The following is a 13,808-nucleotide window of genomic DNA, read 5'->3' on the forward strand; positions in this document are numbered from 1 at the left end:
CCGGTCGGCGGCGATGAGCTGGATACGGCCGGCCGGGATGTCGAGGACGGCGGCGATGGCGGAGGCGGTGGCGAACTTCTGCACGGTGCTTCTCCTTCTATGGGGCGGACCCACTCGCGGGCCCGCCGTTTCCGATGAGGGAAAAGCTACGTTGCGTTCATGACTATGGCAACAAGGTCGTTGCGTAGAATTCCCATCAATGCAGGTGAGAGGCGGAAATTCATTGCAATGGACTTACGCTTAACGCAACACTCCTGCTTCGTTTCGTTGCAATGGATTGGCGGTGAACGCTATAGTGGGGTCCCCACGGACCACGAAGGAGACCCGATGCCGGGAGGCAGGCTCACCCAGCAGGAACGCCAGCAGATCGCGCTGGGATTGGCGGACGGCCTCGCCTATGCCGAGATCGCCAGGCGTCTCGACCGTCCGACCTCGACGATCACGCGTGAGGTCATGCGGAACGGCGGCCCGACCGGCTACCGTTCCGACCTCGCCCACCGGGCCACCGAACACCGGGCCCGCCGCAAGCAGGCCGCGTCCCGGGACCCGAAGGCGCCCGTGCGGGCCGACGGGCGCGACGCCGAAGCGGTGCGCGAGTTCGAGGAGGTCTTCACGACCGTCCTCATACAGTCGGGGACGCCCAAGATGATGGCCCGTGTGATGGCCTGTCTCTGTCTCACCGACTCGGGAAGCCTCACCGCGTCCGAGCTCGTCCAGCACCTCCAGGTCAGCCCGGCGTCCATCTCGAAGGCGATCGCGTTCCTCGACAGTCAGGGGCTCGTCCGTCGCGAACGCGACGAGCGCCGTCGTGAGCGCTATGTCGTCGACGACGACATCTGGTACCAGTCGATGATGGCCAGCGCCCGCGCCGCTCTCCAGATCGTCGAGACCGCACGCCAGGGAGTAGGCGTCCTCGGTTCCGGCACCCCGGCCGGGGCCCGCCTCGAAGGCATCGCCCGCTTCCTCGAGTTCGTCTCCGAGAGCACCGCCCGAGCCGCGGAACAGGCCCGCTCGATCCTCTCCACGAAGCCGGTGACGGCGACGCCCGGGACGACGACGCCCCCGGGCGGCGTCGCCTGAACCGCGGTGCGCGGATGCGGGTGCCCTGATCCCCCCGGAGATCAGGGCACCCCGCTGTCGGGGAGCCCTACTCCTCCGTGGGGCCGAGGTCCGGCGTCGCGCGGAAGGCGACCGTACGCGCCCGGTGACCGGCGTGCAGTTCGAGGACGACGAGCTCGTTCGGGCCGGAGCGCAGTACGGGAGCGGGGACGTACAGGGAACGCTGCGGCCCCCGGGACCAGTAGCGGCCCAGCGGGAAGCCGTTGATCCACGCGTTGCCCTTGGTCCAGCCGTCCAGGTGGAGGAAGGTGTCGGCGGTCTCGTCCACGTCGAAGACGGCCCGGTGGAAGGCCGGCCCGACGGGCGTCGCCGTGGTGGGCGCGAAGGGGATGCCGGCCGGGTCGGCCAGCGGGAGGGGGCGGTTGGTCCAGCCGGCGAGTTCGACCCCGTCCAGGAGGACCTTCCCGAGCAGGCCCTTGCGGTCGTGGATGCCCTGCCCGTAGTTCACCCGTCCCTGGTTCTCGACGAGGACGGTGAGGACGCTGCCCGCCCGCGGCGCGGCGAACGCCAGTGCGTGCTCGTGCTGTTCGCGCTCCAGGACGCCCACGGGCTGCCCGTCGACGAACACCTGGGCACGGTCGCGGACCTGCTCGATCTCCAGGAGCGCCGGGCCCCTGACGGGCAGCGTCGTCTCGTAGAGGACGAAGCCGAAGTCCTGCTCCAGCTCCTCCATCGTGAGCGGGCGGCGCGACTCCACGGTCGACGGGGAGAGCGCGGCCGCGTGCGGCAGCAGCTCGGCGCTCTCCGTCAACACGAGCGCGGGCAGGGCGAGTTTGGGGCCGGGAGCGGGTACGGGCTCGCCCGGAACGGGGGCGTACTTGGCGATGACGTCACGGAAGGCCGTGTACTTCGCCGTCGGGTCGCCGGCCTCGTCCAGCGGAGAGTCGTAGTCGTAGGACGTGACGGTGGGGCGGTAGGTCCCCTTGTCGTTGGCGCCGTTGGTGAAGCCGAAGTTGGTGCCGCCGTGGAACATGTAGAAGTTGACCGACGCGCCGGTGGCGAGAAGTTCGTCCAGCTCCCGGGCCGCCGTGTCCGCGTCCCTGACCACGTGGTGTGCGCCCCAGCGGTCGAACCAGCCGATCCAGAACTCCGACGTCATCAGCGGCCCTTCGGGACGCTGTGCGCGCAGGGCGGCCAGATGGTGGGCCGACCGGCTGCCGAAGTTGGCCGTGGCCAGGACCCCGGGCAGCGCTCCGCGCTCCAGGTCCACCGGCTGGTCGCAGGTGAACAGGGGGACGTCGACCCCGCAGCGGCGCAGGGAGTCCGCGAGATGCTCCAGATAGGCGGTGTCGTCCCCGTACGCCCCGTACTCGTTCTCCACCTGTACGGCGAGGATCGGGCCGCCCTGTGAGGCCAGGTGCGGCCGGAGCGGGGTGAGCAGGCGGGCGAGGTAGTCGTCGACGGCCGCCAGGAACCGGGGATCGCGGGAGCGCAGTCGTATGTCCGGTTCGGCGAGCAGCCAGGACGGAAGCCCGCCGCCCTCCCACTCGGCGCAGATGTACGGGCCGGGCCTGAGCAGGACGTGCAGCCCCTCGGTGGCGGCGAGTTCGACGAAGCGCGGCAGGTCGAGGCCGCCGTCGAGGCGGAAGGTGTCGGGGCGCGGCTGGTGGAGATTCCAGGGGACGTAGGTCTCGACGGTGTTGAGCCCCATGAGCCGGGCCTTGCGCAGGCGGTCGGCCCACTGTCCGGGGTGGACCCGGAAGTAGTGCAGCCCGCCGGACAGGAGCCGGAAGGGGCGGCCGTCGAGCAGGAAACCGGCCTTGTCTGTCTGGAGAACGGGCATGAGGTGGCGGCTCCTGTGCTCGGGTGATTGCTGCTACAAGCATGTTTACGTAAACATGCTTGTAGGGCAAGCCCTTGCGTGCTCCGGCGGCCCGCGGAGGGGAGGGAGGTCGGCTGGGCTGCCCGGAGAACGGTCTCGTCGCGCGGGGCGTCGACTCCTTCTGGCGGGACGTCGCCCGGGGAGTCCTGCGCGTCGCCGCGGTGGTCGCCCGGCAACGCGGCAACGGCGGGCGCGCAGTCGGCTTCCCCGGCCGACCGTGCGCGGGGACCCCTTCTCCCCGGTCAGACCCGCACCGGCACCGGTCCCGGCAGCGGCACCGGGCAGGCCCCGATCCAGATCCCGGTCACCGTGCTGACGTACCGGGCACCACACCGGTCGGAGGGAGCGACGAGCTGGGTACCGGCGGCGTCGAGGTCCGTGTCGTCCATGCGGGTCGCGAGAAGGACGGGGGCGTCGCCATCGTCCGGTCCAACATCCCAAGGCGGGCGGACGGCCCCCCGCGGCGGCCTCCCCCGGCACCTCGACGTGCCGAAAGACGCCGGTCTCGTTACGCTGCGCACGGAGGGGCCGTGCGGGCCACCGGGCCCGACACCCCGGCCCGGCTCGCCGACGAGGCCGGACGAAGCGAGAGGCCCAGATGACGATCCCACCGACTCCCATGGACACCGTCACCCTGGAGCGGCGCATCGCCGCCCGCCCCGAGACGGTCTTCGGCTTCCTCACCGACCGGGAGAAGTGGCTGTCGTGGATGGGGGCCGACGGATCGTTCACCTTCGAGCCGGGAGGCTCGTACCGCACCCGGGTCACCGGGGAGAACGTCGCCTCCGGGCGTTTCATCACCGTCGATCCGCACCGGCGGGTCGTCTTCAGCTGGGGCTGGGAGTCCGGTCCGCTGCCCGTCCCGCCGGGCTCCAGCACGATCGAGATCACCCTCGCACCCACCCCGGACGGCACCCTCCTCCGCATGATCCACAGCGGCCTGCCCTCCACGGAGGCGTGTGAGGCCCACGCGGAGAGCTGGCAGCACTACGTGGACCGGCTCGCGACCCGCGCCGAGGGCGGCGACCCGGGCCCGGACCCCTGGCTGCCGGACACTCCGGAGAGCGAGCGAGACCGCTCGGAGGGCTGAGCGCCGGACGCGGGGTCAGGCGCCCACCGGTACCGGCGTGCGGCCCGGGGCCGCGGTGCCGAGTTCGCGGACCGTCCGGAGGCCGAGTCGCAGGTACGCGGCGAGGTCCGCGCGCGGGGCCTTGCGGACGAGCTGGCGGATCGCCTGCATGGCCTCCCAGGCGGAGGTGTGCGCCAGGGATCCGCCCCAGGTCTCACCGAGACCGTCCGAGAGGTACGCGCTGAACCCGAGCTGGGGGGCGCCCGCCCGGCGCCGCTCCTCCTCGTGCGCGTCCAGGGCCCGTACGAAGAATCGTTCCGCCTCTACGGGGGGAAGAGCGGAACGAATGATGCCCAGGTACGGCGCGACAAGCGACGCGACCTCGGGGCACTCCCCACCGGGAACGGCCTGGTCGTGGAGAACGGGAGCGGCGGCGTGCGCGCGTGTCTGAGTCATGCACCTATCGATACGTCATGTCATCGCAGGAACGTCCATGGCGCGCCCACGTGCGACACCGGTTCGCCCCACGGAGGCAGGGGAGGCCCGGCCCGGCACCTGAACAGGCGCCGGGCCGGGCCCCCGGAAGCGGTCCCGCCCGCCGTCAGGCGCTGGTCAGGACGACGAGCTGCCTGGTCGCGCGCGTCATCGCCACATAGCGGTCGACCGCTCCCTCGATGCCCACGCCGTACCTCTCCGGGTCGACGAGGACGACCAGGTCGAACTCGAGGCCCTTCGACAGGCTCGGCGTGAGCGACTGCACGCGGGGCCTCGGCCGGAACCGGGGATCGCCGATGACGCACGCGGTCCCGTCGGCATTCGCGTCGAGCCACTCGTCGAGGATCGCGTCCCGTTCCGTCACCGCGCCGTGGACGACGGGGACACCGCTGCTGCGGACCGACGTCGGCACGTTCGCGTCCGGCAGCGCGGCCCGGATCGCCGGCTCGGCCTCCGCCATGACCTCTTCCGGCGTCCGGTAGTTGATGCTCAGGGACGCCACGGTGATCCGGTCGAGCCCGACCCGCTCCAGCCGCTCCTGCCACGACTCCGTGAAGCCCTGCCTCGCCTGCGCGCGGTCACCGACGATCGTGAAGCTGCGGGACGGGCAGCGGAGCAGCAGCATCTGCCACTCGGCGTCCGTCAGTTCCTGCGCCTCGTCCACCACGATGTGCGCGAACGGGCCGGCCAGCAGGTCGGGCTCGACGCCGGGCAGCGCGGCCTCGTCGACCAGGCTGTCCTTGAGGTCCTGCCCGCGCAGCATCGTCACCGCGCCCTCGCCGTCGACGTCGGCGGCGAGGACGTCGGCGATCACATCGGCCATGCGCGCCCGTTCGGCGGCGACGGTGGCCTGCTGCCGGCGCTTGCGCCGCGCCGCCTCCGGGTCACCGAGCCGCTGCCGCGCCGCGTCCAGAAGCGGCAGGTCGGACACCGTCCAGGCCTGCGCGTCCTCCCGCTGGAGCGTCCGGACCTCCTCGCGGTCGAGCCACGGGGCGCACTTCCGCAGGTACGCGGGGACCGACCACAGGTCGCCGACCAGGTCGGTCGCCTCGAGCAGCGGCCACGCGCCGTGGAGGGCCCCGGACACCTCTTCGTCCTGCCGCAGCGCCCGGCGGAACTCGTCCTCAGGGACCTCGTCGCCGAGCTTGCCCAGGAGGATCGAGCCCAGCTCCTCCCAGATCTGCTCGCGCGCCTCGTTGTGCGGCGTTCCCGCCTCCGGCGCCTCGAACGCCTCGGCCCAGTCGCCGGCGGTCAGCCGGACGTCGGCCCAGTCGGTCGAGACCGTCATCCCGTGGGTGGGCGGCTCCTCGTAGAACCGGACGGCCGCCTCGATCGCCCGCACCATGCCGGCGGACGACTTCAGCCGCGCCACCTCGGAGTCGCGCTCGGTCGCCGCCTTGGCGCCCTCGGCGACGAGGTCCCGCACGGTGCAGGTCTGGACGCCCTCCTCGCCGAGGCTGGGGAGGACGTCGGCGACGTACGCCAGGTACGGCTGGTGCGGGCCGACGAACAGGACGCCCCCGCGACGGTGCCCGAGACGGGGGTCCGCGTACAGCAGGTGCGCGGAGCGGTGCAGCGCGACGACGGTCTTTCCCGTACCAGGGCCGCCGTCGACGACGAGGGTGCCGCGGGAGCCCGCCCGGATGATGGCGTCCTGGTCGGCCTGGATGGTGGCGAGCACGTCGCGCATCCGGGGCGAACGGCTGCCGCCCAGGCTGGCGATGAACGCGGACTGGTCGTCGAGCGCCGCGTGCTCGTCGAGGCCGTCGGCGGTGAACACCTCGTCCCAGTAGTCGCTGATCCGGCCGCCGTTCCAGCGGTACCTGCGGCGGCTCGACAGCCCCATCGGGCTGGCGTGGGTCGCCGCGAAGAACGGCTCGGCCGCGGGCGAGCGCCAGTCGACGAGGAGACGGCGGCCGGTGCTGTCGGTGAGGCCGAGACGCCCGATGTACACGGGCTCCGCGCCGTCGCTGCCGTCCACCTCCTCCGTACCTTCCGCGCCCTCGGCGCCGACGATGCGCCCGAGGCACAGGTCCAGGCCGAAGCGGCGCAGGGTGCGCAGGCGCCCGGTCAAACGGTGGATCTCCGCGTCACGGTCCATCGCCTCCCGGCCGGCGCCGCCGGGAGCCTTGCGCGTGGCGTCGAGCCGGTCGGACAGTTCGGCGATCGTCTCTTCGAGGCTCTTCGCGACGGCCGCGAAGTGCCGCTCGTCACCGGCGATCAGAGCCGGGTCGGCCTTGGGGGAGAGGCGGTCGGGAAGGTCGAAGGCACTGGTGCCGCACGACTGGTCCACCGACGAAGGCACACGCACTGGGTGAGTCTCATTTCTGCAGGTCCGGGGCTGAGGAGAGTGATTCTGCGGTACAGCGGGGGCCTTGCCGCAAGCCCCCCTGTGCGGTATAAGTTGTAAGTGGCGAGAGGTGAGTACACCTTCTCGCCCTTTCCTTTCGGCCGTCCCGCCGCCGGTTTCCGGCACTGGCACCGCGGCCCCCTCCTCAAGGGAGCCCCGGCCGGTCCGAGACCGGAGCGCGGTCCCGAGCGGCCCCGAAGAGAGCGCCCCGCAGGACGAGTCGCCGGCAGGTCCGGTACCGGTGGCGGGGCCCTGGTGCTGCAATGGCGGCATGGCCGACACGGGTTCCAGCGCTCGCCCTTCCACGCACCCCCGTGCCCCCGCACGCGAGGACGACGCGACCGACCTGATCGTCGTCGGCGGCGGCCCGGCCGGCTGCGCGGCCGCCCGGACCGCGGCCGGCGTGGGCCTGCGCACGATCCTGATCGAGCCGAACGGGCTCTGCCGCAGCCTCCACCGGATCCCGGCACTGGACAACGTCCTCGGCGGCTGGACCAACGGCCGGGAACTCGCCGACTCCATCGCGGCGGACCTCAGGAGCACGGAGCTGTGCCGCCTCGAACTGGGCAGTCGTGTCACGGTTGTTCACGCCGAGGACGACCGGGTCACCGTCGCCGCCGACGTCACCGCCGCGCCGGACGCCGACGGGAACGGGAAGGTGTTCACGGCGCCGTACGCCGTGGTCGCCACCGGCGTGTCCCCCCTCCAGCCCGGCGACGTCACCTGGATCACCGCCCCGGGCGAACTGAAGCTGCCCCCGCTCTGGCAGGCGGACGCGGCCGCCGACGCGTCGTCCCGCACGATCCTCGTCCTGGGCGGCGACCGCCCGATCGGCACGTTCCTCCGCGCCCACCCGGCCGACCGGACCCGCCTCCTCGTCGCGTACCCGGAGGCGGACACGTACAAGATCGAGGAGATCCGCGACGACCCGCGCGTCACGCTCCTCCCCGTCGAGCACGTGACGCTGACCCGGTGGGGCCCGGACGGCACGTCGGCGGAGCTGACGTGCCGGGACGGGGAACGGCGTACGGTCACGGCGGACGCCGCGTACGTGAGCATCGGGAGCGCACCCACCGTCCCGGGCCGCGGCCTCGTCCGGGGCGAGGACGGCTACTGCCGGCCGGCGGACCAGCACTTCCGGGTCCTCGTGGCCGGTGACCTGCGCGCCGCCCGCTTCCAGCGGATCATGACCGCCATGGGTTCGGGCAGCGAGGCGGCACTGCAGGCGTACTACGCGTCCCTGACGCAAGGGCCCTGACGCGGAGGCCCAACGCGTCCCTGACGCACGGGCCTTGACGCGTGGACCCCGACGCGGAGGCTCCTGACGCGGACGTTCTAACGCGGCGCGATCCCACCGTCGTAGACGTTGTCCGGCGTGATGACCGCCGTGATCGCCCGGGCGAGCAGCGTGGACGGCTCCTGGCCCCCCACCTGGGAGTCGGTGTTGAGCATGAGGACCATGGTGGCCTTCTGCGAGGGCAGGTAGACCGTCACGGTCTCGTAGCCGGGGATGGAGCCGTTGTGCCCGATCCAGCCGTCGGCGTCGAAGATCCCGAGGCCGTAGCTCACGCCGGGGAACCCGGTCGGCAGCGTCTTGAGACGCTGTGCCTGCGTCTCGGGGCTCAGCAGCTCTCCGGTGGCGAGGATCTTGGCCCAGCGGCGCAGGTCGTGCAGGTCCGAGATCATCGCGCCGGCCGCCCAGGCCCAGCTGGGGTTCCAGTCGGTGGCGTCCGCGGTCGCGCCGGTCAGCGTCTGGTCGGTGTAGCCGCGGGCGTGCGGCTCGGGGAACTCGGGGCCTTCGGGGAAGAGCGTGTGCCGCAGACGGGCCGGGCGGAGCACCCGCCGCTCGATGACGTCGTCGAGCCGCTGACCGGTGACCTTCTCGATCACGAGGCCGAGGAGGACGAGATTGGTGTTGGAGTACTGGAACTGGGCGCCGGGCTTGAAGGTGTTCTTGTGCTTGAAGCCGTACGCGAGCGATTCGTGCGGCGTGAAGTAGCGCTGCGGGTCGCTCAGCAGGTCGTGGACGAAGTCCGCGTCGGCGGTGTACGGGAAGAGGCCGCTGCGCATCTCGGCGAGGTGCCGCAAGGTGATCCGGTGGCCGTTCGGGACGCCGCGGACGTACCTGGCGATCGGGTCGTCGAGGCCGATGCGGCCCTCGTCGACGAGCTTGAGCAGCGCGGTGACCGTGAAGGTCTTGGTCTCGCTGCCGATCCGGACGAAGGTGTTGGTGAACATCGGCTCGCGGGTGACCTTGTCGGCGACCCCGGTGGCACGGACGTAGCTCCCCTTGCCGGGCATCCAGATCCCGACCACGACCCCGGGGATACCGGCCTGCTTGCGGACGTCCGCGATCGTCTTGTCGAGCCGGGCGGTCAGCTCGGGCCCCAGCCCGCCGGGCGGACAGTCGTCGTCACCGTGCCGGTCGACGACGGCTGCGGCGTGGACGGTCGTGGCGGGAGCCGCCGCCATCGGCGCGAGCACGGAGGCCACGAGGACCGTCGCGGCGAACAATCGGCGATAGGGGGTACGTCGCATGTCGGCAGACCTCTTCCAGGGTCACGGTCAGGGACGGCCACATCACCACCGCCACCCCGCACCCCTGCCCTCCGCCCGCCCCACCGCCCGCCAAGTCCACTCGTTCGGCGCCACGGGGGTCACCGGGGCGGCCCTGAGGTGGGGCGGCGCGGGGTAAGGGCGCGTCGCGGAAAGGTCGCCGGCCCCGCATCCGGGGTGCCCGGCCGCGCCGTCCGCTGTCCGCCGCGCCGTCAGGACGGCCCGCGCCGTCGGGACGGTCCGCCGCGCCGTCCGCCGTCCGCCGCACCCGGGCGCGCCCACGGAAATGCGCGCGCGGTGGAGGGCGGACGGCTCGTAGGATCGTCGGCGGACGGGGCTCGTAGCGCAGCGGTCGTCGCGCCTCACTGCTCATGAGGAGGACGCCGGTTCGAATCCGGCCGGCCCCGTCCCCCTACCCACGAAACGGAGCATCCGAGAATGACCCGACACCTGGTGACCAGCGCGCTTCCCTACATCAACGGGATCAAGCACCTGGGCAACATGGTCGGGTCGATGCTCCCGGCGGACGTGTACTCCCGGTACCTCCGCCGGCGCGGCCACGACGTGCTCTACATCTGCGCCACCGACGAGCACGGCACCCCCGCCGAGCTGGCCGCCAAGGAGGCCGGACTGACGGTCGCCGAGTTCTGCGCGCGGGCGCACGACGCGCAGAAGGCCGTGTACGACGGCTTCGAGCTGTCCTTCGACCACTTCGGCCGCAGCTCCTCGCGGCAGAACGCCGGCCTCACCCAGCACTTCGCCCGCCGGCTGCACGAGAACGGGTTCATCGAGGAGCGGGCCGTCCGTCAGGTCTACTCGCCCGTCGACGGTCGCTTCCTGCCCGACCGGTACGTCGAGGGGACCTGTCCCCACTGCGGTTACGACAAGGCCCGCGGCGACCAGTGCGAGAACTGCACCCGCGTCCTCGACCCCACCGACCTGATCGAGCCGCGCTCGGCGATCAGCGGCTCCACGGACCTGGAGGTCCGCGAGACCAAGCACCTCTTCCTGCTGCAGTCCAGGCTCCAGCACGAGGTCGAGGCCTGGATCGACGCCGTCGGCGACGACTGGCCCGTCCTCTCCACCTCCATCGCCCGCAAGTGGCTCACCGAGGGGCTGCAGGACCGTGCGATCACCCGCGACCTGGACTGGGGCGTGCCGGTGCCGGCCGACACATGGCCGGAGCTCGCCGCCGAGGGCAAGGTCTTCTACGTCTGGTTCGACGCCCCGATCGAGTACATCGCCGCCACCGAGGAATGGGCCGACGCCGCCCCCGAGGGCGAGACCCGCGACTGGCGGTCCTGGTGGTACGACGCCGACGACACCGTCCGCTACACCCAGTTCATGGCCAAGGACAACATCCCCTTCCACACGGTGATGTTCCCCGCCACCGAGCTCGGCGTGCGCGAGCCGTGGAAGAGGGTCGACCTCGTCAAGGGCTTCAACTGGCTGACGTACTACGGCGGCAAGTTCTCCACCTCCCAGAAGCGCGGCGTCTTCACCGACACCGCCCTGTCGCTGCTGCCCGCCGACTACTGGCGCTATTTCCTCGTCGCCAACGCCCCCGAGTCCGACGACTCCTCCTTCACCTGGGAGCACTTCACCACCACGGTGAACAAGGACCTCGCCGACACCCTCGGCAACTTCGTCAACCGCGTCCTCTCCTTCTCCCGCAAGCGCTTCGGCGACGAGGTCCCGGCCGGCCGCGCCGCCGGCGAGGCGGAGACACGGCTCGGCGACGAGATCGCGCGCCTGCTCGCCGCGTACGAGGAGCAGATGGACGCCCTCCAGTTCCGCAAGGCCGCCGCCGCACTGCGCGCCCTGTGGTCCGCGGGCAACTCCTACCTGGAGGAGAAGGCGCCCTGGCTGGAGATCAGGACCGACCCCGAGGGCGCCGCGCTGACCCTGCGCACGGCGATGAACCTGATCCATCTGTACGGGGTGGTCTCCGAGCCCTTCGTCCCGGCCACGGCCGCCGCCATGCGCGGCGCCTTCGCCCTCGCCGGCTCCGCCCCGGCCTGGGTCGACGCCGACCGGGCCAGGTCCCTGGACACGGTCCCCGCGGGCACCCCCTTCACCGTCCCGCCGGTCCTCTTCGCCAAGATCACCGAGGAGGACATGGAGTCCTACCGCGCCCACTTCGGTGGCGTCTGACCGAAGGCGCCCGCCCGGGGCGGAAGGAACTCCCCGACAGGCCCGCGTTCTCCCGGGATTCCGCCCCGGCGACGGGGCCCCGCCTGGCACGCTTGCCGACGTGAGCTACGTCGTAACAGTGGAAACCTGCCTGCCCGACGGTGCCGACGAGTTGGACGCGCTGCAACAGGTCGGCGCGTCCGCACTCCTGGAGCACGGCTTCGAAGCGGTGGAGGGGATCGAGGGGCCCGGAGGGGTCGAGGTCGACGTCCTCGAGACGATCGTCGCCGTCCACCCGCGCGGGTCGATCGTGAAGGTGTTCGTCCACGCTCCCTCCCTGGAGACCGCGGAGGACGCCGTCGGCTCCGTCGCCGCGGAGGTCCTCGAACGCTCCGAGCTCCTCGCCGACTGGGTGGTCGAGAGCAGCGAGGTCAAACTCCACATCGATCTGACCCGCGAGAGCCTGGAGGCCGCCGACGGGCCGGACGCGCCGCCCAGCGATCTCCGGGCCCGCCGCGCCCGCCACACGGCCGGGACCGACCCCTCCGCCGTCACGCACCCCACCCACCCTCTCGACGGCGCCGACGGCGCGGACGGGAGCGGGGACGACGACGAGGACCAGGCCGATCTGGAGGTCCGGATCCGCGCCCTGGCCCCGCGCCTGATCTCCTTCGGGAGCCTCCTCGGAGCGCGGCGGGAGCCGGAGGGCGGCGCGGCGGCCGCCCTCGCCTCCGAAGCCGCCGAACTGGCCGCCGGAGCCCTGGTCTACGCCTCGGAGGTCCTCATCGACGAGCTGTACGACGACGTCCAGACCCTCGCCGACGAGGAGACCAACGTCGCCGAGTGCCGGGCCGAACTGTGGCACCTCGCCGAGCTTCCGCCGCGCTACGGCCTCGCGTACGACGAGCTCTTCGCGCGCCGCTTCCTGGTGACCGCCATAGCCCTGACCACCCGGTTCACCGACGGGAGCTTCCGTGAGCTCGGCTGCCTCGCGGAGGAGCTCGTACTGAAGCTGCTCCTGCAGCGGGCGCACTCCACGCTCGATCTGTACGGGCTCCTCGGCGACGACGTCGCGGAAGCCCTGGAGCGTTTCGCCGACGAGGTGTACGAGGACATGGACTTCGAGTGGCTGTACGACGACACGCGGGACGGCGCCGTCGAGGACCCCGCGGTCGCCGGCATCGGCGTCACCCCGCTGGCGATCGGCACGTGGTTCACCCCGTTCGACGACGACCGTTACGTCCACCCGTACGCCGTCGACGAGGAGGCGGGCAGGCAGAGCACCCACGACTGACCCGCCCTCCGGCCCTCCTCGGCACGACCGCGTCGACCCGCTCACTCGATGGGGTGAACCTCGGGTGCGAACGCACGCGGCGCGCACGCGCACAGGCGTGCGCTCCGGCGGTTGTGGCCGGGAACGGGCGCTGCGCGTGTGCCGGGCGACGGGTGGCCGGATCCCTAGACTCCCCGCACATGTCGCTCTGGCTGCTCAATCAATTCAGCACCTTCACCCTGGCCGCGGTCACCGTCGGCGGAACCGTCCTCGTGGCGGTGGCCGGCAGTGTGCTTCTGCGCCGCAGGCACCCGTCGCTGGCCGACGGCGAGCACAACGACATGGTCGGGGTGACCCTGGGCATGTTCGGCGCGATCTACGGGATCATCCTCGCCTTCGTCATCGTGACCCTCTGGACCCAGCTGGAGAGCACACAGACCATCGTGGCCTCCGAGGCCACCGACGTCGCCCTCATCGCCCGCGACGCCGCCGCCTTCCCGCCCCCGGTCCGCGCCCGCGTCGACGACGCGCTCAGCGACTACGTCCACTCCGTCGTCGAGGTCCAATGGCCCCGGATGCGGGAGGGGCAGCCGAGTTACGGGGCCACCGCCGCGAAGCTCCAGGTCGTCTACGACGTCCTCCAGGCGTACGACCCGAAGACCCCGCGCGAAGAGGTCTTCTACGAGGAGGCCGTCAGCCACCTCAACGGCGTGGCCTCGCAGCGCCGGGCCCGCCTGACCATGGCCGAACAGGAACTGCCCCCGCTGCTCCAGGTCCTCGCCTTCGGCGGCGCCTTCGTCCTGATCCCGCTCACCTTCCTGTACGGCATGCGCAAGCTGCGGATCCAGCTCCTCTTCGTCGCCTCCGTCGCCGCCCTGATCGGCTTCAGTCTGCTCCTGGTCTTCGTCCTGGACCGCCCCTTCGCCGGTGAACTCAGCGTGAGCCCCGCCCCGTACAAGGAAGGGGCCCTGGAGCGCTACTGGTAGCGGGT

General features: G+C 71.9%; 10 protein-coding genes, 1 tRNA gene and 2 pseudogenes. 7 read left to right on the forward strand and 6 right to left on the reverse strand.

The window, feature by feature from the left end; genetic code table 11:
• Positions 1–84, reverse strand: a pseudogene (locus IF00_RS48235) (DUF4097 family beta strand repeat-containing protein); the annotation flags it as partial.
• A gap of 243 nt (positions 85–327) precedes the next feature.
• Between IF00_RS48235 and IF00_RS0130980 the strand changes: the two are divergent.
• Complete coding sequence (locus IF00_RS0130980; protein ID WP_030323769.1) at positions 328–1,080, forward strand: helix-turn-helix domain-containing protein; 753 nt, start codon at positions 328–330, stop codon at positions 1,078–1,080.
• Between the two features lie 67 nt (positions 1,081–1,147).
• On the opposite strand, the gene IF00_RS0130985 is transcribed toward IF00_RS0130980, so the two are convergent.
• Positions 1,148–2,902 carry a beta-galactosidase gene (locus IF00_RS0130985; protein WP_030323770.1) on the reverse strand — a complete coding sequence of 585 codons (1,755 nt, stop codon included), beginning with the start codon at positions 2,900–2,902 and terminating at the stop codon, positions 1,148–1,150.
• Positions 2,903–3,183: 281 nt separating this feature from the next.
• Positions 3,184–3,366, reverse strand: a pseudogene (locus IF00_RS44165) (hypothetical protein); the annotation flags it as partial.
• 194 nt (positions 3,367–3,560) lie between these two features.
• Between IF00_RS44165 and IF00_RS0130995 the strand changes: the two are divergent.
• Positions 3,561–4,031, forward strand: a complete 471-nt coding sequence (locus tag IF00_RS0130995; RefSeq protein WP_051820699.1) for an SRPBCC family protein — start codon at positions 3,561–3,563, stop codon at positions 4,029–4,031.
• A gap of 15 nt (positions 4,032–4,046) precedes the next feature.
• Here the strand turns inward: IF00_RS0130995 and IF00_RS0131000 are convergent, their stop codons facing one another.
• On the reverse strand, positions 4,047–4,466 hold the full coding sequence (locus IF00_RS0131000) for a hypothetical protein (RefSeq protein ID WP_030323778.1): 420 nt from the start codon (positions 4,464–4,466) through the stop codon (positions 4,047–4,049).
• 145 nt (positions 4,467–4,611) lie between these two features.
• Positions 4,612–6,816 (reverse strand): RNA polymerase recycling motor ATPase HelR, encoded by a 2,205-nt coding sequence (gene helR, locus IF00_RS0131005; RefSeq protein WP_209439817.1) that lies wholly within the window; start codon positions 6,814–6,816, stop codon positions 4,612–4,614.
• 310 nt (positions 6,817–7,126) lie between these two features.
• Between helR and IF00_RS0131010 the strand changes: the two genes are divergently transcribed.
• Positions 7,127–8,113, forward strand: a complete 987-nt coding sequence (locus tag IF00_RS0131010; RefSeq protein WP_078944913.1) for an FAD-dependent oxidoreductase — start codon at positions 7,127–7,129, stop codon at positions 8,111–8,113.
• Between the two features lie 77 nt (positions 8,114–8,190).
• Here IF00_RS0131010 and IF00_RS0131015 read toward each other — a convergent pair whose 3' ends face one another.
• The gene (locus IF00_RS0131015; RefSeq protein ID WP_030323784.1) at positions 8,191–9,393 is read right to left on the reverse strand and encodes a serine hydrolase domain-containing protein; all 1,203 of its coding nucleotides are present in this window, start codon (positions 9,391–9,393) and stop codon (positions 8,191–8,193) included.
• 351 nt (positions 9,394–9,744) lie between these two features.
• Between IF00_RS0131015 and IF00_RS0131020 the strand changes: the two genes are divergently transcribed.
• The 4 genes from IF00_RS0131020 (at position 9,745) to IF00_RS0131035 (ending at position 13,803) form a co-directional block, all read left to right on the forward strand.
• A tRNA-Ser gene (locus tag IF00_RS0131020) sits at positions 9,745–9,818 on the forward strand.
• Positions 9,819–9,849: 31 nt separating this feature from the next.
• A complete protein-coding gene (metG, locus tag IF00_RS0131025; protein WP_030323789.1) occupies positions 9,850–11,565 on the forward strand; it encodes a methionine--tRNA ligase in 1,716 nt (571 codons plus the stop codon).
• 100 nt (positions 11,566–11,665) lie between these two features.
• Positions 11,666–12,838, forward strand: a complete 1,173-nt coding sequence (locus IF00_RS0131030; RefSeq protein WP_037639407.1) for a hypothetical protein — start codon at positions 11,666–11,668, stop codon at positions 12,836–12,838.
• A 179-nt stretch (positions 12,839–13,017) separates the two neighbouring features.
• A complete protein-coding gene (locus IF00_RS0131035; protein WP_030323792.1) occupies positions 13,018–13,803 on the forward strand; it encodes a bestrophin-like domain in 786 nt (261 codons plus the stop codon).
• The last annotated feature ends 5 nt before the right edge of the window (positions 13,804–13,808 follow it).

Source organism: Streptomyces flavochromogenes (genome assembly GCF_000717595.1).
GTDB lineage: Bacteria > Actinomycetota > Actinomycetes > Streptomycetales > Streptomycetaceae > Streptomyces > Streptomyces flavochromogenes.

Bases quoted from the DNA above. Each gene is read 5' to 3' on its own strand.
- IF00_RS0130985 (WP_030323770.1), bottom strand. From the start codon at position 2,902: ATGCCCGTTCTCCAGACAGACAAGGCCGGTTTCCTGCTCGACGGCCGC.
- IF00_RS0131035 (WP_030323792.1), top strand. From the start codon at position 13,018: ATGTCGCTCTGGCTGCTCAATCAATTCAGCACCTTCACCCTGGCCGCG.
- IF00_RS0131015 (WP_030323784.1), bottom strand. From the start codon at position 9,393: ATGCGACGTACCCCCTATCGCCGATTGTTCGCCGCGACGGTCCTCGTG.
- IF00_RS0130995 (WP_051820699.1), top strand. From the start codon at position 3,561: ATGGACACCGTCACCCTGGAGCGGCGCATCGCCGCCCGCCCCGAGACG.
- IF00_RS0130980 (WP_030323769.1), top strand. From the start codon at position 328: ATGCCGGGAGGCAGGCTCACCCAGCAGGAACGCCAGCAGATCGCGCTG.
- metG (WP_030323789.1), top strand. From the start codon at position 9,850: ATGACCCGACACCTGGTGACCAGCGCGCTTCCCTACATCAACGGGATC.
- IF00_RS0131010 (WP_078944913.1), top strand. From the start codon at position 7,127: ATGGCCGACACGGGTTCCAGCGCTCGCCCTTCCACGCACCCCCGTGCC.
- IF00_RS0131000 (WP_030323778.1), bottom strand. From the start codon at position 4,466: ATGACTCAGACACGCGCGCACGCCGCCGCTCCCGTTCTCCACGACCAG.